We start from the raw sequence: 21,219 nt of genomic DNA on the forward strand, positions 1-21,219 counted from the left end.
AAACGGTGCGTGAACAATGGAGGGCATGAATTCGCTCTTGCTCAACACCGACGGCGTGCAGATCCCGCAGCTCGGGTTCGGCGTCTGGCAGATCCCGGGCGACCAGGCCGAGCAGGCCGTGACGATCGCCTTGGAGGCCGGCTACCGGCACGTCGACACCGCCGCCGCCTACGGCAACGAGGAGGGCGTCGGCCGGGCCGTGCGCGGCAGCGGACTGCCGCGCCACAAGCTGTTCGTCACCACGAAGCTCTGGAACTCCGACCACCACCGCGCCGAGCAGGCCTTCGACGAGAGCCTGGCCCGGCTGGGCCTCGACTACGTCGATCTCTTCCTCATCCACTGGCCGGTCCCGAAGCAGGACAAGTACGTCCAGGCGTGGAAGGCCCTCGAAAAGATCTACCGTGACGGGCGGGCCAAGGCCATCGGCACCTCCAACTTCACCGCCGGGACCCTGACGCGGCTGATGGACGAGACCGGCATCAGGCCGTCGATCAACCAGATCGAGTTGCACCCGTACCTGCAGCAGCGCGAGATGCGCGCCTTCCACGAGGCCAACGGCATCCTGACCGAGGCGTGGAGCCCGCTCGGCCGGGGCAAGGGGCTGCTGGCCGACCCGGCGCTGGCCGTGCTGTCGGGGAAGTACGGCAAGACGCCCGCCCAGATCGTGCTGCGCTGGCACCTGCAGCTCGGCAACGTCGTCATCCCCAAGTCCGCGACCCCGTCGCGCATCGCCGAGAACATCGACGTGTTCGACTTCCTCCTCGACGCCGAGGACATGGCCGCGATCGGCGCGATGAACCGCAACCGGCGGATAGGACCCGACCCCGACACGTTCAGCATGACCTGAGTACGATCTGCCCTTGTGCGGGACTTTACTTGGGGCATAGCGGCGACCGGCGGCATCGCGCGTACCGTGGGGGCGGCCATCGTGGCCGAGCCCGGGATGCGGGTGGCCGCCGTCGGGTCCAGGAACCTCGGCCGGGCGCAGGCCCTGGCCGCGACGCTGGGCGCGGAGTCGGCCTACGACTCCTACGAGCGGCTGTGCGCCGATCCGGCCGTGGACGCGATCTACGTGGCGACGCCGCACGCCCAGCACCTGCAGGTCGCCGAGGCCGCCATCGCCGCCGGCAAGGCCGTGCTGTGCGAGAAGCCGCTCGCGGCGACCGTCGACGACGCCGAGAAGATGGTCCGGCTGGCGCGTGAGGCGGGCGTCTTCCTGATGGAGGCCATGTGGATGAGGTTCAACCCCCTCATCCAGAAGATCGCCGCCGATCCCCGCTTCGGGGAGATCCGCTCGGTGCAGGCGTCCTTCGGCTTCACCCTGCCCTATGATCCCGCGCATCGGCTGTGGGCGCCGGAGCTGGGCGGCGGGGCCCTGCTCGACCTGGGGATCTACCCGTTCGGGCTGGCCCAGCTGCTGCTCGGCATGCCCTCCGGCATGCGCGTCACCGGCTCGCTGGCGCCGAACGGCGTGGACGCCGAGGCCGCCGGCGTGCTGCTCTACCCCGGCGGCAGGCACGCCCTCGTGGAGACCTCATTGCTCGGGAACCACCCGAACCAGGCCTGCGTGGTGGGGACGGGGATGCGGGCGGACATCCAGGCGCCGTTCTGGGCGCCGCAGCGGATCGTCCTGACCGGGCCCTCCATGGAGCCGGAAGAGCATCTGCTCGATCCGGCCGACAACGGGTACGCCGGGGAGCTTCGCGAGGTCCGCGCCGCGACGGCCGAAGGCAGGACCGAAAGTTCGATCATGCCGCTTGACGAATCCCTTGCCATGATGGGCCTTCTGGCCGACGCCCGCCGGCAACTCGCCTAGCTGGCGTTTTATGTAGTTGTAATCCACTTGTCTTATGCATTACCTTATGGGGCATTCCGCAGCACATGTCCGGTTTATCCGGAGATGTCCGACCATCGCGTACGAGATCACAGGATCCACCTGTGACCGCTGAATCCGCCTGAGGGCGGAACCGGGGACCCACGTCCTTTGGGGTGAATCGGCACTTCGGTGCCGTAGGGCAGCTTCCACGTCCGAACCCGTCAGCTAACCCGGTAAGCGGTATGGAAGCAAGGAGTAACCCCCTCGATGGCCAAGCACCCCATTTCCGCTGCCCCAAAGATCTACTTCGCTCACGCCGCCCTCTGCGCAGCCGTCGTCGTCTCAGCCTTGGGCGCTCACACCGCCACGGCGTACGCCGCCACCATCAAGGCCGGGCATCCGGTCACCACGGTCAACGACCGCCCCGAAGCCGACTCCGCCAAGCGCGGACAAGTCCGGGTCAACGTCACCGCCTCCCAGGTCCTGGCCCTGGCCAAGTCCCAGGTCGGCACCACCGAGAACGCCGCCGGCGGCGGCACCCCGTACCAGCAGTGGTACGCCAACTCGCAGCGAGCCGCCGAGACCCTCGCCCGCGACGGCGGCACCCGCACCGAGTACCTGAACGCCCCCTGGTGCGCGATGTTCGTCTCCTGGGTCGGCGAGCACACCGGCGCCCGCCCGCAGGTCGGCTGGGACGCCTGGACCGTCGCCCACGCCAAATGGTTCGCCGCCAACAACCGCTTCGGCACCGTCCCCAAGCCCGGCGCCATCGTGTTCTTCTCCTGGAAGGGCAGCAAGAACATCAAGGACATCCAGCACGTCGGGTTCGTCGAGAAGGACAACCAGGACGGCACCATCACCACCATCGAGGGCAACACCGGCAACGGCCGCGTCGAAGAGCGCGTCCGGCCGACGGCGCAGGTCGTCGGCTACGGCTACCCCCAGTACGCCGGCTGAGCCCCCGCAGCCGGAAGGAGCGCGCGCCCCACGCGGGGCGCGCGCTCCTGTTTCAGCCGTCCATGAGCGCCAGGTAGCCGTCCTCCAGCGTGGGCTCGGCCGGCCGCGCGCCCGGATCCGGCGGCGCCGCCGCCACCACCCGGTAACGCATCCCCGCCCCCTCCGGCAGCGCCGACACCACCCGCCCCGCGGCCGGCGCCGCGCCCGCCGTGGTCACCGTCCACACCCGCCGGTCGGCATGCGAGACCAGCTCCCGCACCGTCCCCTGGAACGCCAGCCGCCCCTTGGCCAGCACCGCCAGCATCTGGCACGTCTGCGCCACGTCGTCCACGATGTGCGTGCTCAGCAGCACCGTACGGTCGCCGGCCAGCTGCGACAGCAGCATGCGGAACCGGATCCGCTCCTCCGGGTCCAGCCCCGTCGTCGGCTCGTCCACGATCAGCAGCCGCGGATCGGCCAGCAGCGCCTGCGCGATGCCCACCCGCCGCAGCATGCCCCCGGAGAACCCCTTCAGCTTGCGATCCGCCACCTCCGGCAGTCCCACCAGCTCAAGCAACTCGCTGATCCTGCGCCGCCGCGCCGACCTGGAGTGCAGGCCCTTCAGCAACGCGATGTAGTCCAGGAAGCGCCGGGCGCTCAGATCCGGGTAGACCCCCAGGTCCTGCGGCAGGTAGCCGAGCACCCGCTGCACCGCCAGCCGCCCCTCCGCCGTCGCCACGTCGTGGCCGCCGATCATCACCCGGCCCGCGGTCGGCCGCAGCAGCCCGGACAGGATCCGCATGAGCGTGGTCTTGCCCGCGCCGTTGGAGCCCAGCAGGCCGTACATGCCGGTCGGCACCACCAGGCTCAGCTCGTCCAGGGCACGCGTGCCGCCCTTGAAGGTCTTGGTCAGGCCGGAAACGTCGATACGCATGTCAGTCCTCGCTTCTGGACGCATGGAGACGGACCAGGGACAGCACGGCCGCGGCCAGCACGATCATCACGCCGATCCACAGCCCGGCGGTCGCCGGGGTGTGATCGGGGCGCAGGAAGTCGAGCACGGCCGCCGGATCGGGCCCGTAGTCGATCGGGTACGGGGCGATGATGCCGTACCTGACGTACTCACCGGTCGCCGAGAAGATCGTGTGCGACAGCGTGGGCATCATGGTCGCCGGGATCAGGTTGCCCCAGAACCAGTAGGCCACGAACAGCACGCGGAACATCATCGGCGGCAGCAGCAACGGCCCCGCGAACGCCAGCGCCCCTATGAACACCAGCCCCGGCAGGACAGAGGCCAGGAAGGTCAGCGCCGCCCACCCGAGTGCCGACGGCTGCCCTTCGACGATCGCGTACAGCAGCGCCCGCCCGAAGTAGGCGATCGCGAACGGCACGGCGGTGGCCGCGCACGCCCCCGCCCACTTCCCGATCAGCCTCGCGGTGCGGCCGGACGGGGTGGCGTCCAGGAGCGGCTCCACACGCAGCACCCGGTCTCGCAGCGGCCGGTCAGCCAGCAGGGAGCCGTACACGATGGGCAGCAGGCTCACGAGGATCTGCGCCGCGACCGACATCGCCTGCCTGGCGACCGCCCCGTCATACGCGTTCAGGTCCAGCGTCCCGAACGGCAGGGTGGCCACGAGCACGGCGAAGACCAGTGCGTACACGATCCACAGCGACGGGCGGCGGACCTGCATGACGAACTCATAGCGCAGGGCGGCGATCATTCAGCCTCGCCTCGCAGGACGCGCTCGGCATTCCCGAGCAGCAGCCACGCCCCCACCGCCGGCGGCAGGGCGGTGAGCAGCAGGAACAAGCGGTTGAGCGGCCAGCCGTCGCTTTCCCATGAGGTGGTGGCAAACAGGTGCAGCACGCGGTACGCCGGGTTGTCCGCCAGGCCGCCGCCGAACAGCTGCTCCCCCGTCCACACGAACGCCACCAGCGCCGTGGCCGCCGCGGTGCCGCGCAGCGCCACGGCGCCGAAGAACCCGAGCGCCGCCAGCCACAGCGCCGGCGCCAGCCACACGAGCTGCCCGGCCGCCCCGCCGTACTCGAACCTCCACCAGCCGCTCGCCATCAGCGCCACCGAGACGGCCAGCGCGCACAGCGCCCCGCAGCCGAGCGCCACGGCCAGCCGGCGCAGCAGCGCCGCACGGTGGCCGTGTGGGATGGCCAGCCGCAGCTCGGTCACCGCGTCGCGGCCCGGCAGCGTGGCCGCGACCACGCCCGCCAGCAATGGCACGCCCCTCTCCAGCGCGCACATCACGAACCAGCGGGTGTTCTCCTCACGCGAGCCGAGCCAGGCTCCGGACACGGCGAGGAGCAGGGTGAAGGCGGCCAGCGCCGGAGGGCCGAGCAGGGCGGGCAGCCCCGCCCGCCGCGCCTCGTGCCGCCACAGATCAACAGGTTTCACGACGGTGAGTAGCGCCGCCCCGCCGCCCAGGTTCACCGCATGCACGTCAGTGACCGGCATGGCGGCGCCTCATAGGCTCGACGCGGCCCGCGAGCGCGATGGCCGCCCCCGCCAGCGCCACGGCCAGCCCGATCGTCCACGGCCCGCTCCACCAGATGACCAGATACCCATCCGGAACAGGCACATCGGTGAGCGCCAGCGCAGGCACGCTCCACGCCGCCAGCGCCACCCCGATCGCCCCACCCGGATGCCAGCACACCGACAGCAGCAGGCTCACCGCCGCCAGCAGCGCCATCGGCCCCAGCCAGGTCGTGACCAGCGCCACCACACCCGCCGGCGACCGCCCCGCCACTGCCAGCAAGCCCGAGGCCAGCAACGCCAGCACCAGGTCGTACCCGAACACCAGTGTGACCCGTGCGAGCAGCACCACACGCGGCGAGGTCGGCGTGACGGCCACCACCTCGAACGCGCGATCACGCTCCGGCCCGTAGAGCCCCGCCACGCCCAGCCCCGCCATCAGCGGCGCGCCCAGCCCCAGCACGGCCTCCGGAACCGCCCACCACACCATGGAGGACGCCACGCACACCGCCATCACCAGGAGCGAGGCCGCCCACACCCCCGGATGCAGCAGCCGCGCCTCCATCACCAGCAACTGCCACGCCCGCCGCGGCGCGGGCACCACATGCGCCCGCACGTCACCGAGCCCGCCCTCCGCCGCGGACGCGGCCAGCACCGCCGGGATGAGCTGATCCGCCGGCGGCGGCGCCGGGATCCCTTCCCGCTCAGGCCGGTTGTTCATGGAGACACTCCCTGAGTTTCGCCCGAGCCAGCCGCAACCGGCTCTTCACCGTGCCCACGGGGATCCCCAGGACCTCGGCGATGTCCTGAAGCGCCAGATCCTCCACGAAATGCAGCACGACCACCTCCCGCTGCGCCAGCGGCAGCCGCGCCAGCGCCGACTGCAGCCAGCCGCCGCCCACGGCCAGTTCCTCCGGTCCGGGCAGCTGATCGGCCCGCTCGTACGGCTCCGCGGCGGCCGGCGGCGGCGCGTTCCGCAGCCGGTTGTGCGCCTGCCTGCGCGCGACCCCGAACAGCCACGTGCTCACGCTCGACCGGCCCTGGAACGTCCCCGCGGAGCGCCACACGGCCAGCAGCGTGTCCTGCAGGATCTCCTCGGCCGTCCCCCTGTCCCCGGCCAGCCGGAACAGGAACGCGAACAGCGGCTCGCCGAATCGCTCGTACAGCTCGGTCAGCGCCCGGGTGTCGCCGTCGGACACCCGGGCCAGGACGCGCGCGTCCGGATCGGTCCCCTTCATCGGGAAGTTAGTAGCATCGCCGCCCCCGCCGGGTTCACTGCAGGAAGCAGCCTGCCAGGTCGATCTCCGTCGGGATGAGGCCGGCGGCAGCCCGCTGACGGACACGAGCGGGAACGCGAGCGCTCCGGCCAGCCGGGATGCACCTGCTGCCAGCGGGAACATTCGATGGAAGCCGCCCGCCGATCGGGGCTCCCCCGAGAAGAGCCGCTCGCGACCTCGCCAAGGAGCCACCATGAGAACCAGCCCGCCACCCCGCCGCGAAACCGGCACGAGCGCCGGCCGGCCACCCCGCGCAAGTGGCACGGAGGGCCCGTGAGGGGCGGGTTGCGATGGGTCGCCGACGGGTTGTTCCCCACCGGGGCGAACCCGCACGGCGTCCTTCCGGCTCTGCTGATCCTGCTGGCCCTCGTGACGGGCCTCGTGGACGCCGTCAGCTACCTCTGCCTGAACCGCGTCTTCGTCGCCAACATGACCGGCAACGTCGTCTTCCTCGGCTTCGCCCTGGCCGGAGCCGACGAGCTGTCGAAATGGGCCTCACCGCTGGCCCTCGCCTCCTTCGCGACCGGCGCGTGGAGTGCCGGGCGGGCGGCCAGACGGACGGCGGACGCGCGGCGGGCGTTCGCCGCCGCCACCGCCGCGCACGCGCTCCTCGTCGCGGCCGCCTTCGTCGTGGCCGCGGTGGCGGGACACCATGAGACCGGGGCGCAGGCGGCGCTCATCGCCCTGCTCGGCTGCGGCATGGGCGTGCAGAACGCGTCCGTACGCGCGCTGGCGGTGCCCGACCTGACCACCAACGTCCTCACCACCACCCTCACGGGCCTGGCCGCCGACACTCCGGGGCGAGCGGCCCGGCGCCGGTTCGTGTCCGTCGCGGCGATGTTCCTCGGCGCGCTGGCCGGCGCCGCCCTGCACCTGACCGCCGGACCCGCGCCCGCGCTGGGCGCGGCCCTGGTTCTGCTCATGAGCGTCGCTCTTGTGGCCCGCCGGCGCAGCGGGCACGGGAGCTGAACACCGCCCGAGGGCTCACTCCAGGAAGAATCCCGCCAGGGCGCGGGCCACCGCGGCGGGGTCGTTCTCCATCGGGATGTGGCCGGCGCCGGGGACGCGGACCAGCGTCGTGCCCGGCATCTCGGCGGCGAAGCGCTCGGCGTACCGGATCTCCTGGAAGGTGTCGTCCTCGCCCCAGACCAGCAGCTTCGGCGTCCCATCGGAGGCCAGCGCGGGCACGAGGTCGAGGGTGTAGCGGCTGTCGGCCGCGCCCGCCAGCGCCATCCAGGACCGGCGCACCCGCGCGTCGTTCCAGGGGTCCAGGTAGTCGGCCAGCTCGGCCTCCGTCGAGGGACGGGCCAGCGCCGTGGTGATCGCCGTACGGCGGGCGGCCAGCAACTCCTCCGCCGTCACGGCGGCCACCACGGCCGGGTCGCGGAAGCGGGCCACGCCCGGCACCGGCCACGAGTCGTAGGTGACCGAGTTGATCAGCGCCAGCCGGCGCACCTTCACCTCGCCACCGGCCAGCAGGTGCTGCGCCACCGCCCCACCGATGTCGTGCCCGGCCACGGCCAGCGGCTGGTCCGCCCTCACCGCCGCGGCGAACCGCGCCACCCACCCGGCCAGCGCCGGAACGGCGGCCGTCGCCATCGTGAGCTCCCCTTCGGAACGCCCCAACCCCGGCAGATCCACCGCTACGGGACGCAGCCCGGCCGCGGCCAGATCGTCGAGCACGGGCTGCCAGACCCGGCTCCAGTACGTGCCGTGCAGCAGCAACACCACGGGGCCCCGCTCGCCCGCCGTCAGATAGCTGGCCCGCAGCCCGTCGACCTCGATCGTCATTCGCTCAGACATGGCATAACCATCGGGTTCTGACATACCCCTGGTCAAATATCAATTAGGGTATGCCGGTATGACATTGGCGCAGCTCCGGGCCCTGATCGCGGTCGCCGAGCACGGCGGCTTCACCGCCGCCGCCGACCACATCGGCATGTCCCAGCCCGCCGTCAGCCGCGCGATCGCCGCCCTCGAGCGCGAGCTCGGCGCGGCCCTGTTCGTCCGCCACCGCCCCGCGAGGGAGCGCCGCCGCCTGGAGGAGCGGCATGAGCGTAGCGACCAGAGCGGGGAGAGGCATGATCAGGGCATCGCGCTCACCGAGGCCGGCCGCCGGGCGGTCGACCGGGCCCGCGAGGCACTGCGCCACTTCGACCTCATCCGCGCCGACGTCGCGGCCGCGGCCGGCCAGGTCACCGGCGAACTGCGCCTGGCCAGCCTCCCCAGCGCCACGGGCACGCTCATCGCGCGGCTGCTGCGCGCGTTCGGCGACCGCTACCCGCAGGTCCAGGTGCGCCTGTTCGAGGGGGTCGACGACGACATCCGCGCCTGGCTGCGCCGCGGCGCCGCCGAGATCGGCGTCGTCACCCTGCCCGCCCCCGGCCTGCACACCGTCCCGCTCAGCACCCACGACATGGTGGCCGCGCTGCCCGCCGGCCACCGGCTGGCCGAAGGGCCGGCCGTCCGCCTCGCCGACCTGGCCGGCCAGCCGTTCATCCTGACCACCGCCGGCTGCCGGCCGTTGATCATGGCGGCGGCGCGCGGCTCCCGGGTACGGCTCGACATCGCCTTCGAGGCCAGCGGACCCGCCGCCATCCTGGAGATGGTGGCCGCGGGGCTGGGCGTCAGCATCGTGCCCACGCTCGGCCTGCCCGCCGACCTGGGCGCCGTCGTCACCCGCCCGCTGGAGCCGAAGACGACCCGATCGCTGGCCCTCGCCGTCCCGTCGCTGCCCGACTGCGGTCCGGCCGCCCGCGCGTTCCTCGATCAGCTCGCCGAGCCGTCGCCGTGACGGACCGCCGGCTCCCCGCCTTTACGTTGTAGATTTTTCGGCGACCGCGGCGGGGGCCTCGGTGCGGAGCGGCTGTGCCGAGCCACGATAGTTGGCACCTGGCCACGCTGGTTGACATCGCCCTCGCTCATCTATGCCAAGATTCGAGGGTGGAGATGATCGACGTCACGCGTGCGATCGCGGCTGCGACTTCGGTCGCCGCATCGCTCGACCTGCCAGCCAACGACGCAATCGTTCTCCACAACTCGAACAAGCTGGCACTGCGGCTGACGCCATGCGACGTCCTTGCCCGGGTCGCCCCTGTGGGACAAGAGGTTGCACAGTTCGAAGTCGAGCTCGCTCAGCGGCTCGCCGAGGTCGGATGCCCGGTGTGTCCCTTGGAGCCTCGGGCGGACCCGCGTGTGTACACGCGCGATGGCTTCGCAGTGACGCTGTGGACCTACTACGAGCCCGTGACACCTCACACCTCACCGGTCGACTACGCCAAGGCGCTGGAGCAGCTGCACGCCGGCATGCGCAAGGTCGATGTGCCGAGCCCGAGGTTCACGGACCGGATCACGGAGGCGGAAGAAGTTGTCGCCGACCCGGATCGCTCGCCGGAGCTCGCCGACGCGGACCGCGTGTTCCTCAGCGGCAGGCTGGCAAGCCTGCGGCGAGCGATCGACGACCGCGGCGCCGTGGAGCAGTTGCTCCACGGCGAGCCGCATCCAGGCAATGTGCTCAGCACGAAGAACGGCCCGTTGTTCATCGACCTTGAGACGTGCTGCCGTGGACCCGTCGAGTTCGATCTCGCCCATGTTCCCGAGGCGGTCTGCGAGCACTACCCAAGCGTTGACCAAGGGCTGCTGGACGAGTGCCGGCAGCTCGTTATCGCGATGGTCGCCGCGTGGCGTTGGGAGCTTGGCGACCAGTTTCCGAATGGGAGGCGATTCGGCGAGGAATTCCTGCGCTTGCTGCGCGAGGGTCCTCCTTGGCCGACACTCGACACAGTGACCAGGCGACTGGATGTTCTGTAGAAATCGCCGAAGGTCACGTGAAAGCGGCAAGGAACCAAGCGACGAGACTGTCGCCGTTACAACCCCATGCGCGCCGGCCTCGCTGCCGCGCTGAACCATGGCGCCGGTGCCAACAAACGTGGCAATTCATTACAGATGCCAAGAATCTTGGCCAGACGGTGCCAACTAGCGTGGCCAGGCCGTTGGGAGCCCCAGGTCACACAGCCCGATTAGTGCCAACTATCGTGGCCCGGCACAGCGGCACCTCCCGTACGAACCAGGCCGCGGCGAAGGCCAGCACAGCCAGGACCGCCGAACCGGCCAGCACCCCCTGCAGGCCCGCGCTGACCGCCTCCCCGACGGCTCGGGGCGGTGTTCACCAGCCGCATGGAGGCGGAATAGGCCGGTCGGCGCCGGCGCCCCGCCAGAGCCTGTCGCCGCAGCGGATCGCCGCCGTGGCCGTCGGCATCGCCGACGCGGAGGGGCTCGACGCCATCACCATGCGGCGGCTGGCCACCGAGCTCTACGACGGAAACGCAAGAACGATCCGGACTGGCAGTTCGAGACGGGACTGGAGTACGTTCTCGACGGCATAGCCGCCCGGCTGTTCACCCGCTAGATGCTGTCGATCCGCGCCGGGCTCGTTCGACGCGTTGGTGAGACACGGAACGCGCGAAAAAGGAGACACCGATGAAGTTCATGATCGTGGGTAAGGGGAGCGCGGAGATCGAGGCCGGAGCGCTGCCCAGCCAGGAGCTCGTCGACAACATGCACGCCTACAACGAGTCGCTGGCCAAGGCCGGGGTGCTGCTGGCCGCCGAAGGGCTCTACCCGAGCTCGCACGGCGCGCAGATCGCCTACAGCGGCGGCAAGGCGACCGTGATCGACGGGCCGTTCGCCGAGGCCAAGGAGCTCATCGCCGGATTCTGGCTGATCCAGGTCAAGTCCAGGGAAGAGGCCATCGAGTGGGCGCTGCGCCTCCCGGTGCCGCCGGGGGCCGAAGGGATCGGGCTCGACGTGTGGCAGGTGTTCGACGCCGCGGACGTACCGGACGACTCCATGCCCGCCGAGGAGCGGGAGCGCGAGGAGGTCCTGCGCGAGCGGCTCCGGGCCACAACCCCTGACGGGTTGCGTCCGGAGGGCTGACCTGCTCTCATGGGCCGGTGACGGCTTCCGACACGCATCGCGCGATCGAGGCGGTATGGCGGATCGAGGCGGCCCGGCTCATCGCCGGGCTCGCCCGGCTGGTGCGCGACGTCGGCCTGGCCGAGGAGCTGGCGCAGGACGCGCTGGTCGCCGCCCTGGAGCAGTGGCCGGAGTCCGGGGTGCCGCGCAACCCCGGTGCCTGGCTGATGACCGTGGCCAAGCGCCGCGCCATCGACATGATCCGCAGGAACGAGCGCTTCGAGCGCAACCTGGTCGAGCTCGGCCACCGGCTGGACGACGAGGAGCTGCCCGAGGCCGATGAGATCGAGGACGACCTGCTGCGGCTGGTGTTCACGGCCTGCCATCCCACGCTGTCCATGGAGGCGCGGGTGGCGCTGACGCTGCGGGTGCTCGGCGGCCTGACCACCGACGAGATCGCGCGGGCGTTCCTGGTCCCGGAGCCGACGGTGGCGCAACGCATCGTACGCGCGAAGCGGACGCTGGCCGACAGGCAGATCCCCTTCGAGGTCCCGCAGGGCGCCGAGCTGGCGGGCCGCCTGGGGGCCGTGCTGGAGGTCATCTACCTGATCTTCAACGAGGGCTACTCGGCCACGGCCGGGGACGACTGGATGCGCCCCGCCCTGTGCGAGGACGCGCTGCGGCTGGGCCGGGTGCTGGCGGGCCTGATGCCCACGGAACCCGAGGTCCACGGCCTGGTCGCGCTCATGGAGATCCATGCCTCCAGGTCGGCCGCCCGCGTGGGCCCGTCCGGCGAGCCGATCCTCCTCCTGGACCAGAACAGGGCCCGCTGGGACCGGCTCCTCATCCGCCGCGGGCTGGCCGCGCTGGAGCGAGCCGAGCAACTCGGCGGCACGCCCGGCCCGTACACCCTGCAGGCCGCCATCGCCGCCTGTCACGCCCGTGCCGTCAACCCCGAGGACACCGACTGGGAACGCATCGCGGCCCTGTACGAGGCCCTGGCCAAGCTGTCCCGCTCCCCCGTCGTCGAGCTCAACCGGGCGGTGGCGCTCTCCATGGCCTACGGCCCCGCGGTGGGCCTCCAGCTCCTGGACCAGATCGTGGACGAGCCGTCGCTGAAGGACTACCACCTGCTGCCGAGCGTCCGCGGGGACCTGCTGTTCAAGCTGGGACGCCGGGAGGAGGCGCGGGCGGAGTTCGAGCGGGCGGCCGGGATGACCCGCAACGCCCGCGAACGCGCCCTCCTGGAGCAACGCGCCGCCGCCTGCTGAGCCGATCACCGCCGCCTATTCCGGTTGCTGCGAGCCCGCCGATCGGAAGATACTGCCGCACGGGTCGAAACGGCCCACCCGGCTCATGAGGAGGAACCACCCTGCCCGCGCAGAAGTTGCACGCCGACGAGATCGATGTCACGGCGGACATGGTCGCCCGGCTGATCGCCGCGCAGTTCCCGCAGTGGTCCGGCCTCCCGATCCGGCCGGTGTCCTCGACGGGCACCGTCAATGCCATGTTCCGGCTGGGCGAGACCATGGCGGTACGAATGTCGCGCGTGCCCTGGGGCGCGGACGACGTCATCGCAGAGGCCCGGTGGCTGCCGCGGCTGGCCCCTCACCTGCCGGTCGCCGTTCCCACGCCGATAGCGGAGGGACGGCCCACCGGCGAATACCCCTGGACGTGGATGGTCCTTGACTGGCTCGACGGCGTCAACCCGATCCCCGGCCGCCCGGCCCGGCCCGACGCGCTCGCCGCCGACCTGGCGGCGTTCGTCCGCGCCTTCCGCACGATCGATCTCCCTGACGGCCCCCAGGCCTACCGCGGCGGGTCACTGGCGGCGCTGGACGCGCCCACGCGTGCCGCCATCGCACAGCTGCACGGGGTGATCGACACCGACGCGGCCACCGCCGTGTGGGATGCCGCCCTGCAGGCTCCCCCATGGGACGGGCCGCCCACGTGGGTCCACGCGGACCTGCTGCCCGGCAACGTGCTGACCGTGGACGGGCGCCTCTCCGCCGTCATCGACTTCGCCACCGTGGGCGTCGGCGACCCCGCATGCGACCTGATGGTCGCGTGGAACCTGCTGCCGTCCGGCGCGCGGGCGGCCTTCCGGTCGGCGGCCGACGCCGACGACGCCACCTGGACGCGGGCCCGGGGCCGCGCGCTGTCGATGTCGCTCATCGCGCTCCCCTACTACAGGGACATCGATCCGGCCGTCGCCGCCCCGTTCCAGCACACGATCGACGAGGTCCTCGCCGACGCCCGGCCCTGACGCGGAGGACGGCGCCATGAGCTCGGGCAGGTCAGGGACGCCCGACGCTGCTATAGGTGAAGCCGAGGGCGCGCATCCCGGCCGGGTCCAGCAGGTTGCGGCCGTCGAAGAGCACGGGCCGCCGCATCACCGACGCGGCCCGCGCCCAATCGACCTCCTTGAGCTGCGGCCACTCCGTGACCACGATCGCCGCGTCCGCACCCTCGACCGCCGCTTCGGGGCTCGCGTGACGGCTCGTGGACGTCCAGGGCTCGACCTTGGCCGGCCGCGCCATCGGATCCCAGCAGCGCACTTCGGCGCCTTCGGCCAGCAGCCGGGCCGCCAGCACGGTGCTCGGAGCCTCGCGCATGTCGTCCGTCCCCGGCTTGAACGTCAGCCCGAGCAGCGCCACCCGCGCGCCCACCAGCGTGCCGAGCTCATCCTTGAGCTTCTGGATCGCCCGGCGTTTCTGCAGGTTGTTGACCTCGATCACGGCCGAGAGCAACTGCGGGTGGTAACCGGTGTTGTTGGCCAGTTGCCGCAGCGCCTCGGAGTCCTTGGGGAAGCAGGAGCCGCCCCAGCCGATACCGGGACGCAGGAAGTGGCGGCCGAGGCGATGGTCCAGCCCGACAGCGTTGGCGACTTCTTCGACATCCGCGCCGGTGTTCTCACACAAGGTGGCGATCTCGTTGATGAAGCTGATCTTCGTCGCCAGGAGGGCGTTCGAGGCGAGCTTCACCATCTCGGCGGAGCGCACGTCCATCACGACGACCGGTCCGTCCACGCCCTCGTGCAACTCCGAGAGCAGGGCGGCGGTCGCCTCGTCGGAAGCACCGACGACGACCCGGTCCGGGTGCAGGAAGTCGTTGACCGCCGTGCCTTCCGCGGTGAACTCCGGATTCGAGGCGTACCCGACGTGACCGAGCCCGGCCGCGTCCAGGGCGGCCCGCACCCGCGTGCCGGTGCCCACCGGCACGGTCGACTTCACCACCACTGCCTTGAGGTGTGCCGCGCCCTCCAGGGACTTCACCACCGACCAGACCCGTGACAGATCCGCATCGCCCGACGCCGACGGCGGCGTGTCCACGCACACGTACGCGATCTCGGCGCCGTCCAGAGTCTCCTGCAGATCCAGGGTGAACGTCAGCCGCTCCTTGTTTCGAGCGATCATGTCGCCCAGCCCCGGCTCGTAGATCGGCACGTCGCCGGAGCGCAGAAGCCTGATCTTCTCCGGGTCGATGTCCCGGACCGCCACCCGGTGCCCGAGCTCGGCGAGGCATGCGCCGGTCACCAGACCGATGTATCCGGCACCGAACACCGCGACCTGCCGTTGCGGCTTGCCGACCATGACCGACCCTCCATTTTCACGCGGCCGAATTCCCAGTTCATCCGCTCCTTGGGAAGCCGGCGTCGAAGCCTGCGAAGGATGCCCACCCTAACCCGCCATCCACCATCCCTTCGATCTCCAAGGGCGCCAACGCCATCAAGTGCCCGGAATCCCCGCCCGGCGGGACCACTCATCCGCTACCACCGCAACACCGCCCAAGGCATCCGTATGATCTTCGCCTTCGACCCGATCCGGGAGGCGATTTCCTGGTGGCGGATCTTGGATAGGGCGATGCTCACTCCCGGAGGGCTTCGCAAGGCCCGCCGGAACCGCGAAATCCTCGGCGCCCGGCGCATGACTGCTGGTCCAACCCCTGGCAAAGCGGGCTGTGTGCGGGAGACATGGCCCCGATGCGACACAAAAGATGTCTCTTGTGGTGGGAGCGCTCCCAATCCGCTCTTTGCGAGGTATGATGCATAAATTCCGATTTCACAGTGACAAACTGCACCATAGGTAACGGTTGCGTTTCAGTGGATTGACGTGCAGACCCGGTAAGTGCACCCTTTGTGGGAGCGCTCCCAAAGACTCCCACCGCGGCGGAGCGCGTGCCGCGGTGCACTCCCCAACAATCCACCCGAGAAGGGGTCCTCCATGATGATCAGCAAGCGTCGCGGCGGTCTTGCCGCGGCTTCGGCCCTTGCCGCGGCGGCGCTGACCGTCGCGTCCTGCGGCTCCGGCAGCACCCCGCAGTCGAGCAGCGCTCCCGCCTCCTCGGCGGCGGCCGAGCCGGTCACGATCCGCGTGCAGACCTTCGGCGGCGGCTCGAACTTCGGCTACGAGAAGGCCGTCGCCAAGTGGAACGCCGAGCACAAGGACATCCAGATCAAGCACGAGAACCTCACCGACCAGTTCGAGCAGCAGTACTGGCCGCAGATGATCCAGTGGCTGCAGTCCGGCAACGGCGCGGGCGACGTGGTCGGCATCGACGAGGGCGGCATGGGCCTGGCCAAGGCCCATCCCGAGTGGTGGGTCGACCTGAAGGAGCACGGCCTGGAGTCCCGCAAGGCCGACTTCCCCGCGTGGAAGTGGGAGAACGGCGTCACCACGGACGGCAAGGTCTTCGGCCTGGGCACCGACATCGGCGGAATGAGCCTCTGCTACCGCACGGACCTGTTCAAGAAGGCCGGCCTGCCCACCGACCGGGAGAAGGTCAGCGCCCTGTGGCCGACGTGGGACGAGTTCATGAAGGTCGGCCAGCAGTTCCAGGCGAAGGTCAAGGACACCAAGTGGGCTGACGGCACCAACACCCTCTACCAGGTGGTGCTGTACCAGGAGGCCGCCAAGAACGGCGGCGTCTCCTACTTCGACCAGAGCAACAAGCTCATCGTCGACACGAACCCGGCGGTGAAGACGGCGTTCGACTTCGCCACGAAGATGAGCCAGCAGGGGCTGACCGCCAAGCTGCGCAACTTCAGCGACGAGTGGGCGGCGGGCACCCAGAAGGGCGCCTTCGCCACGCTCGGCTGCCCGTCGTGGATGCTCGGCGTGGTCAGCGGCAACGCCGGCGACGCCGGCAAGGGCAAGTGGGACGTGGCGACGGTGCCGGGCGGCGGCGGCAACTGGGGTGGCTCCTGGGTCGCCGTGCCGAAGCAGACCAAGCACCCGAAGGAAGCGGCCATGGTCGCCGACTACCTGACGCAGGCGCAGACCGAGGCGAGCATCTTCACCGACTTCGGCAACATGCCGAGCAACACCAAGGCTCAGCAGGACCCGGCCGTCCAGGGCGCGAAGAACCCGTTCTTCAACGACGCCCCCATCGGTGAGATCTTCGCCAAGTCGGCGTCGAGCCTGCAGCCGGTCTTCCTCGGCGTGAAGCACGCCCAGGTCAAGAACGCCATCGAGTCGGTCGTCCAGGGCATGGACGACGGCTCCGTTCCGCACGACAAGGCCTGGCAGCAGCTGGTCGACGACGCGGTCAAGGCCGCGGGCTGATCTCCTCGCCCGGCCCGCCAGAAGCGGGCCGGGCTCCTTGCCGCTGAAAGGTCTGTTATGAGCCTCGACACCCTTCCGCGGGCGGCGCGGAGCAACCACCGCCGCGACCGCCCGCCCGGCCGCCGCTGGCGTTCCCGCCTGGACGTCAAGGCGATGCCGTACGCCCTGGTGTCTCCGTACTTCCTCCTCTTCGCCGCCTTCGGACTCTTCCCGCTGGCCTTCACGCTGTACTACTCGCTCTACGACTACGACCTGGCCGGAACCATCGAGTGGGCCGGGCTGGACAACTACACCGCGCTGCTGGCCGACGAGGACTTCTGGAACGCCGTGACCAACACGGTGGCCATGTTCGTCATCGCCACCGTCCCGCAGATGCTGCTGGCGCTGTTCCTGGCCAACGCGCTCAACAAGCGCTTCAAGTTCCGCCTGGCGATCCGGATGAGCGTGCTGCTCCCGCTGGTGACCTCGGTGGTGGCGGTCGCGGTGGTGTTCACGCAGCTGTACGCCCGCGACTGGGGCCTGGTCAACTGGGTGCTGAGCTGGTTCGGCATCGACAGCACGAACTGGCGGGCCGAGCGCATCCCGTCGTGGATCGCCATCGCCACCATGGTCGACTGGCGCTGGACCGGCTACAACGCGATCATCTTCCTGGCCGGCATGCAGACGATCCCGAAAGACCTGTACGAGGCCGCGGCGATCGACGGGGCGTCCAGGCGCCGGCAGTTCTGGCAGATCACGCTGCCGATGCTGCGCCCCACCATGATCTTCGTGGTGCTCAACTCCACGATCGGCGGCCTGACGCTGTTCTCGGAGCCGACCACGTTCTACAACGGCAACGTCGACGGCGGGTCGCAGGGCCAGTTCCAGACGGTGGCCATGTTCATCGTCAAGCAGGGGTTCCGCGAGTTCGACTACGGCTACGCCGCCGCGGCCGCCTGGCTGCTGTTCCTGCTCATTCTCATCGGTGCCGCGATCAACTTCCTGTTCGTGCGCAGGATCGGGGGCACGAAATGACCAACTGGTCGCCGACCATCCTCACCAGGGTCATGCTCGGCCTGGCCATCGTGCTGTCGGCGTTCCCGCTGTACTGGATGCTGGTCATCGCCTCGCGCACCAACGCGGACGCGGTCTCGGTGCCGCCGGCGTTCCTGCCGGGCGGGAACCTGGGCGAGAACATCGTCGCGGTGCTGAACAACGAGGACGCGCACTTCCTGCTGGGCCTGACGAACTCGTTCATCGTCGCGAGCGTCGTCACCGTCTCCGTGGTCATCATCTCGACGCTGGCCGGCTTCTCGTTCGCCAACCTGAACTTCAAGGGCAGGAACCTGCTGCTGGTGCTCGTGCTGCTGACAATGGCGGTGCCGCTGCAGCAGATGGGCGTCGTGCCGCTCTACCGGCTCATGGTGAGCCTGGAGTGGACGGGCACGCTCACGGCGGTCATCCTGCCGTACCTGCTCAACGGGTTCGGCGTGTTCCTGATGACCCAGTACACCCGGCAGGCCGTGCCCATGGAGCTGGTCGAGGCGGCCCGGGTGGACGGCGCCGCCACACTGCGGATCTGGTGGAACGTCGTCCTGCCCGCCGTGCGTCCGGGCATGGCGGTGCTCGGCATCAACACGTTCATGCTCATGTGGAACGACTTCATGTGGCCGTTGATCGTGCTGACCCCGGACAATCCCACCGTGCAGATCGCGATCACCCAGCTCAACGCCAGGTTCTCCACGAACTACACGTTGATCTTCGCTGGCACGGCGCTGTCCATCATCCCGCTCGTCGCGGTATTCGTCCTATTCGGCCGCCAAATCGTCGGCGGACTCATGGAAGGTGCGGTCAAGGCGTGACGACACAAGAGGAACAGACGCGTGCCGGACTGCGCTTCCCTGCGGGCTTCGCGTGGGGCGCGGCGACCTCGGCGTACCAGATCGAAGGGGCCGTCACCGAGGACGGGCGGGGCACCTCCATCTGGGACACCTTCACCAAGACGCCGGGCCGGATTCTCAACGGGCACCACGCGGACGTGGCCATCGACCACTACCACCGGTTCCGGGAAGACGTCGCCATCATGGCGGACCTGGGCCTGACGGCCTACCGGTTCTCGGTGTCGTGGCCCCGCATCCAGCCGACCGGCTCCGGCAAGGTCAACCAGAAGGGGCTGGACTTCTACAAGCGGCTCACCGACGAGCTGCGCGGGCACGGCATCGATCCCTGGCTGACCCTCTACCACTGGGACCTGCCCCAGGAGCTGGAGGACAAGGGCGGCTGGCCCAACCGCGACGTCGCGTACTGCTTCGCCGACTACGCGGCGACGGTGCACGAGGCGCTGAAGGACCACGTGCACACCTTCAGCACCGTCAACGAGCCATGGTGCGCCGCGTTCCTCGGCTACGCCTCGGGCGAGCACGCCCCCGGCCGGCGCGAGCCGCAGAACGCGATCAGGGGCGCGCATCATCTCAACCTGGCGCACGGGCTGGCCGTGCAGGCGATGAACGCCCGGCGGGTCGGCGGCTGCGTGAACCTGTACGCGATCACGCCCGCCACCGACAGCGTCGCGGACCTGGACGCGGCCCGCCGCATCGACGGGCTGCAGAACCGGTTCTTCCTGGACGCGCTGCTGCTGGGCCGCTATCCCGAGGACGTGCTGAACGACCTGCCCGGCGACGCCGACTTCATCCGGCCGGGCGACATGAAGATCATCAACGCGCCCATCGACGTGCTGCTCGTCAACTACTACAGCCGCTTCACGGTCTCCGGAGCGCCGGGCGGCAAGCAGTCGGCGGCCGCGGCCCCCGTGGACACGGGTTCGCCATGGGTGGGCAGCGAGCACGTGTCGTTCGTCAACGCCGGGAATCCGGTGACGGCGATGGGCTGGGAGATCGACGAGGGCGGCCTGGTGGAGGTCCTCACGAGGGTGGCGCAGGAGTACCCGCCGATCCCGATGGTGGTCTCCGAGAACGGCGCCGCCTTCGACGACGTGCTGGTGGACGGCCGGGTGCACGACCGGGAGCGGCAGGCGTACGTGGAGGCGCACCTCGGCGCGTGCAAGGAGGCCATCGACGCGGGCGTGCCGCTGGAGGGCTATTTCGCCTGGTCGCTGATGGATAATTTCGAGTGGGCGTGGGGTTACGGCAAGCGGTTCGGCCTGGTCCATGTGGACTTCGACACCCAGGAACGACTGCTCAAGGACAGCGCGCTCTGGTACTCAGAGATCATCCGGCAGAATAGGCGTCATGAACCGACCGACTCTTGAGGCAGTCGCGGCTCGGGCCGGTGTAGGCCGGGGCACGGTGTCGAGAGTCATCAATGGCTCGCCGAACGTCAGCGCCAGGGCCCGCGAGGCCGTCGAGCTGGCCATTCGCGAGCTGGGCTACGTGCCCAACCGTGCGGCGCGCGCCCTGGTGACGCGCCGCACGGACACGGTGGCGCTGGTGGTGTCCGAGTCGCAGCTGCGGGTGTTCGACGAGCCCTACTTCGCCGGCACCATCCGCGGCATCGGCTCGGCGCTGGCCGAGACCGGCCTGCAGCTCATCCTGGCGATGGCCCGCACGCCGGAGGAGCACGCGCGGCTGGAGCACTACCTGACGGGGCAGCACGTCGACGGCGTGCTGCTGCTGTCACTGCACGGCGCCGACCCGCTGCCGGGCCGGCTGGAGGCGATGGGCGTGCCGACCGTGCTGGGCGGCCTCCCCGTCGGCCTCGACCCCTACAGCTACGTGGACATGGACAACAGAGCCGGGGCGCGGCACGCGGTCAAGCACCTGCTGGGCCTCGGCCGCCGCCGGATCGCCGCGATCGCCGGCTCGCAGGACATGGGTGTGGGCGTGGACCGGCTGGCCGGCTACCGCGACGCGCTGCTGCCCTCGGGCCTGCCGGAGCTGGTGGTCTACGGCGACTTCTCCGAGCAGAGCGGCGCGGCGGCGATGGCCGAGCTACTGCAGCGGCATCCCGATCTCGACGCGGTGTTCGCCGCGTCCGACCCGATGGCACTGGGCGCGATGCGGGTGCTCAAGGCCGCGGGCCGGACGATCCCGGAGGACGTGGCGGTGATCGGGTTCGACGACTCCAAGGCCGCGGTGAGCGCCGACCCGCCGCTGACCACCGTCCATCAGCCGACCGAGGCGATGGGCCGGCAGATGGCGCAGCTGCTCGTGGCCCGCATCAACGGCGAGGAGCTGCGCCAGCCCGTCGTGATCCTGGACACCCACCTGGTGCGCAGGCAATCGGCCTGAG

22 protein-coding genes and 1 riboswitch are annotated in these 21,219 nt (G+C 70.4%); of the genes, 15 read left to right on the forward strand and 7 right to left on the reverse strand.

All coding sequences use genetic code 11. The annotated features are described in order from the left end of the window. The first annotated feature begins 25 nt into the window (after positions 1-25). The 3 genes from ACTMTI_RS17305 to ACTMTI_RS17315 all read left to right on the forward strand — a co-directional run bounded on the left by ACTMTI_RS17305 (position 26) and on the right by ACTMTI_RS17315 (position 2,773). A complete protein-coding gene (locus ACTMTI_RS17305) occupies positions 26-847 on the forward strand; it encodes an aldo/keto reductase (protein WP_441121378.1) in 822 nt (273 codons plus the stop codon). A gap of 15 nt (positions 848-862) precedes the next feature. Further along, positions 863-1,816 (forward strand): Gfo/Idh/MocA family protein, encoded by a 954-nt coding sequence (locus ACTMTI_RS17310; RefSeq protein WP_441121379.1) that lies wholly within the window; start codon positions 863-865, stop codon positions 1,814-1,816. Positions 1,817-1,933: 117 nt separating this feature from the next. Further along, positions 1,934-2,071, forward strand: a riboswitch (cyclic di-AMP (ydaO/yuaA leader). 12 nt (positions 2,072-2,083) lie between these two features. Continuing rightward, positions 2,084-2,773 (forward strand): CHAP domain-containing protein, encoded by a 690-nt coding sequence (locus ACTMTI_RS17315; RefSeq protein WP_441121380.1) that lies wholly within the window; start codon positions 2,084-2,086, stop codon positions 2,771-2,773. Positions 2,774-2,825: 52 nt separating this feature from the next. Here the strand turns inward: ACTMTI_RS17315 and ACTMTI_RS17320 are convergent, their stop codons facing one another. Genes ACTMTI_RS17320 through ACTMTI_RS17340 form a run of 5 tightly spaced genes read right to left on the reverse strand, consistent with a single transcriptional unit; the run spans position 2,826 to position 6,475 of the window. After that, entirely contained in the window at positions 2,826-3,686 is an 861-nt protein-coding gene (locus tag ACTMTI_RS17320) for an ABC transporter ATP-binding protein (protein WP_441121381.1), read from the reverse strand. A gap of 1 nt (position 3,687) precedes the next feature. Beyond that, the gene (locus ACTMTI_RS17325) at positions 3,688-4,473 is read right to left on the reverse strand and encodes a hypothetical protein (protein WP_441121382.1); all 786 of its coding nucleotides are present in this window, start codon (positions 4,471-4,473) and stop codon (positions 3,688-3,690) included. Then, positions 4,470-5,219, reverse strand: a complete 750-nt coding sequence (locus tag ACTMTI_RS17330; protein ID WP_441121383.1) for a hypothetical protein — start codon at positions 5,217-5,219, stop codon at positions 4,470-4,472. Before ACTMTI_RS17330 ends, ACTMTI_RS17325 begins: the two co-directional genes overlap by 4 nt. After that, positions 5,206-5,958, reverse strand: coding sequence for a hypothetical protein (locus tag ACTMTI_RS17335; protein ID WP_441121384.1), 753 nt, complete (start codon positions 5,956-5,958; stop codon positions 5,206-5,208). The genes ACTMTI_RS17330 and ACTMTI_RS17335 overlap by 14 nt, the downstream gene beginning before the upstream one ends. Further along, positions 5,942-6,475, reverse strand: coding sequence for an RNA polymerase sigma factor (locus ACTMTI_RS17340; RefSeq protein ID WP_441121385.1), 534 nt, complete (start codon positions 6,473-6,475; stop codon positions 5,942-5,944). The genes ACTMTI_RS17335 and ACTMTI_RS17340 overlap by 17 nt, the downstream gene beginning before the upstream one ends. A gap of 312 nt (positions 6,476-6,787) precedes the next feature. On the opposite strand from ACTMTI_RS17340, the gene ACTMTI_RS17345 reads away from it, so the two are divergent. Beyond that, positions 6,788-7,483 carry a YoaK family protein gene (locus ACTMTI_RS17345; protein WP_441121386.1) on the forward strand — a complete coding sequence of 232 codons (696 nt, stop codon included), beginning with the start codon at positions 6,788-6,790 and terminating at the stop codon, positions 7,481-7,483. A 15-nt stretch (positions 7,484-7,498) separates the two neighbouring features. Here ACTMTI_RS17345 and ACTMTI_RS17350 read toward each other — a convergent pair whose 3' ends face one another. Continuing rightward, on the reverse strand, positions 7,499-8,317 hold the full coding sequence (locus ACTMTI_RS17350; protein WP_441121387.1) for an alpha/beta fold hydrolase: 819 nt from the start codon (positions 8,315-8,317) through the stop codon (positions 7,499-7,501). A gap of 58 nt (positions 8,318-8,375) precedes the next feature. Here ACTMTI_RS17350 and ACTMTI_RS17355 point away from each other — a divergent pair, with 58 nt between their 5' ends. The 6 genes from ACTMTI_RS17355 (at position 8,376) to ACTMTI_RS17380 (ending at position 13,694) form a co-directional block, all read left to right on the forward strand. Further along, positions 8,376-9,308: a LysR family transcriptional regulator gene (locus ACTMTI_RS17355; protein WP_441121388.1), complete on the forward strand. Its 933-nt coding sequence runs from the start codon at positions 8,376-8,378 to the stop codon at positions 9,306-9,308. A gap of 155 nt (positions 9,309-9,463) precedes the next feature. Then, positions 9,464-10,324, forward strand: coding sequence for a phosphotransferase (locus ACTMTI_RS17360; RefSeq protein ID WP_441121644.1), 861 nt, complete (start codon positions 9,464-9,466; stop codon positions 10,322-10,324). 212 nt (positions 10,325-10,536) lie between these two features. Beyond that, complete coding sequence (locus ACTMTI_RS17365) at positions 10,537-10,899, forward strand: hypothetical protein (RefSeq protein WP_441121389.1); 363 nt, start codon at positions 10,537-10,539, stop codon at positions 10,897-10,899. Positions 10,900-10,993: 94 nt separating this feature from the next. Next, a complete protein-coding gene (locus ACTMTI_RS17370) occupies positions 10,994-11,449 on the forward strand; it encodes a YciI family protein (protein WP_441121390.1) in 456 nt (151 codons plus the stop codon). Between the two features lie 17 nt (positions 11,450-11,466). Next, positions 11,467-12,699 carry an RNA polymerase sigma factor gene (locus ACTMTI_RS17375; RefSeq protein WP_441121391.1) on the forward strand — a complete coding sequence of 411 codons (1,233 nt, stop codon included), beginning with the start codon at positions 11,467-11,469 and terminating at the stop codon, positions 12,697-12,699. A 116-nt stretch (positions 12,700-12,815) separates the two neighbouring features. Further along, complete coding sequence (locus ACTMTI_RS17380) at positions 12,816-13,694, forward strand: aminoglycoside phosphotransferase family protein (RefSeq protein WP_441121392.1); 879 nt, start codon at positions 12,816-12,818, stop codon at positions 13,692-13,694. A 31-nt stretch (positions 13,695-13,725) separates the two neighbouring features. Here the strand turns inward: ACTMTI_RS17380 and ACTMTI_RS17385 are convergent, their stop codons facing one another. Next, the gene (locus ACTMTI_RS17385) at positions 13,726-15,021 is read right to left on the reverse strand and encodes a UDP-glucose dehydrogenase family protein (RefSeq protein WP_441121393.1); all 1,296 of its coding nucleotides are present in this window, start codon (positions 15,019-15,021) and stop codon (positions 13,726-13,728) included. A 630-nt stretch (positions 15,022-15,651) separates the two neighbouring features. Between ACTMTI_RS17385 and ACTMTI_RS17390 the strand changes: the two genes are divergently transcribed. Genes ACTMTI_RS17390 through ACTMTI_RS17410 form a run of 5 tightly spaced genes read left to right on the forward strand, consistent with a single transcriptional unit; the run spans position 15,652 to position 21,218 of the window. Then, on the forward strand, positions 15,652-16,992 hold the full coding sequence (locus ACTMTI_RS17390; RefSeq protein WP_441121394.1) for an ABC transporter substrate-binding protein: 1,341 nt from the start codon (positions 15,652-15,654) through the stop codon (positions 16,990-16,992). Between the two features lie 57 nt (positions 16,993-17,049). Continuing rightward, positions 17,050-18,006, forward strand: a complete 957-nt coding sequence (locus ACTMTI_RS17395; protein WP_441121395.1) for a carbohydrate ABC transporter permease — start codon at positions 17,050-17,052, stop codon at positions 18,004-18,006. Beyond that, a complete protein-coding gene (locus ACTMTI_RS17400; protein ID WP_441121396.1) occupies positions 18,003-18,833 on the forward strand; it encodes a carbohydrate ABC transporter permease in 831 nt (276 codons plus the stop codon). Before ACTMTI_RS17395 ends, ACTMTI_RS17400 begins: the two co-directional genes overlap by 4 nt. After that, positions 18,830-20,239: a GH1 family beta-glucosidase gene (locus ACTMTI_RS17405; RefSeq protein WP_441121397.1), complete on the forward strand. Its 1,410-nt coding sequence runs from the start codon at positions 18,830-18,832 to the stop codon at positions 20,237-20,239. The genes ACTMTI_RS17400 and ACTMTI_RS17405 overlap by 4 nt, the downstream gene beginning before the upstream one ends. Beyond that, positions 20,220-21,218, forward strand: a complete 999-nt coding sequence (locus ACTMTI_RS17410; RefSeq protein WP_441121398.1) for a LacI family DNA-binding transcriptional regulator — start codon at positions 20,220-20,222, stop codon at positions 21,216-21,218. Before ACTMTI_RS17405 ends, ACTMTI_RS17410 begins: the two co-directional genes overlap by 20 nt. The last annotated feature ends 1 nt before the right edge of the window (position 21,219 follow it).

Source organism: Nonomuraea sp. H19 (assembly GCF_052068215.1).
Lineage (GTDB): Bacteria > Actinomycetota > Actinomycetes > Streptosporangiales > Streptosporangiaceae > Nonomuraea.

What these genes read in the sequence shown, in the direction of transcription:
- ACTMTI_RS17305 (WP_441121378.1), top strand. Translation starts at nt 26, where the DNA reads ATGAATTCGCTCTTGCTCAACACCGACGGCGTGCAGATCCCGCAGCTC.
- ACTMTI_RS17315 (WP_441121380.1), top strand. Translation starts at nt 2,084, where the DNA reads ATGGCCAAGCACCCCATTTCCGCTGCCCCAAAGATCTACTTCGCTCAC.
- ACTMTI_RS17320 (WP_441121381.1), bottom strand. Translation starts at nt 3,686, where the DNA reads ATGCGTATCGACGTTTCCGGCCTGACCAAGACCTTCAAGGGCGGCACG.
- ACTMTI_RS17325 (WP_441121382.1), bottom strand. Translation starts at nt 4,473, where the DNA reads ATGATCGCCGCCCTGCGCTATGAGTTCGTCATGCAGGTCCGCCGCCCG.
- ACTMTI_RS17330 (WP_441121383.1), bottom strand. Translation starts at nt 5,219, where the DNA reads ATGCCGGTCACTGACGTGCATGCGGTGAACCTGGGCGGCGGGGCGGCG.
- ACTMTI_RS17335 (WP_441121384.1), bottom strand. Translation starts at nt 5,958, where the DNA reads ATGAACAACCGGCCTGAGCGGGAAGGGATCCCGGCGCCGCCGCCGGCG.
- ACTMTI_RS17340 (WP_441121385.1), bottom strand. Translation starts at nt 6,475, where the DNA reads ATGAAGGGGACCGATCCGGACGCGCGCGTCCTGGCCCGGGTGTCCGAC.
- ACTMTI_RS17350 (WP_441121387.1), bottom strand. Translation starts at nt 8,317, where the DNA reads ATGTCTGAGCGAATGACGATCGAGGTCGACGGGCTGCGGGCCAGCTAT.
- ACTMTI_RS17355 (WP_441121388.1), top strand. Translation starts at nt 8,376, where the DNA reads ATGACATTGGCGCAGCTCCGGGCCCTGATCGCGGTCGCCGAGCACGGC.
- ACTMTI_RS17360 (WP_441121644.1), top strand. Translation starts at nt 9,464, where the DNA reads ATGATCGACGTCACGCGTGCGATCGCGGCTGCGACTTCGGTCGCCGCA.
- ACTMTI_RS17370 (WP_441121390.1), top strand. Translation starts at nt 10,994, where the DNA reads ATGAAGTTCATGATCGTGGGTAAGGGGAGCGCGGAGATCGAGGCCGGA.
- ACTMTI_RS17385 (WP_441121393.1), bottom strand. Translation starts at nt 15,021, where the DNA reads ATGGTCGGCAAGCCGCAACGGCAGGTCGCGGTGTTCGGTGCCGGATAC.
- ACTMTI_RS17390 (WP_441121394.1), top strand. Translation starts at nt 15,652, where the DNA reads ATGATGATCAGCAAGCGTCGCGGCGGTCTTGCCGCGGCTTCGGCCCTT.
- ACTMTI_RS17395 (WP_441121395.1), top strand. Translation starts at nt 17,050, where the DNA reads ATGAGCCTCGACACCCTTCCGCGGGCGGCGCGGAGCAACCACCGCCGC.
- ACTMTI_RS17400 (WP_441121396.1), top strand. Translation starts at nt 18,003, where the DNA reads ATGACCAACTGGTCGCCGACCATCCTCACCAGGGTCATGCTCGGCCTG.
- ACTMTI_RS17410 (WP_441121398.1), top strand. Translation starts at nt 20,220, where the DNA reads ATGAACCGACCGACTCTTGAGGCAGTCGCGGCTCGGGCCGGTGTAGGC.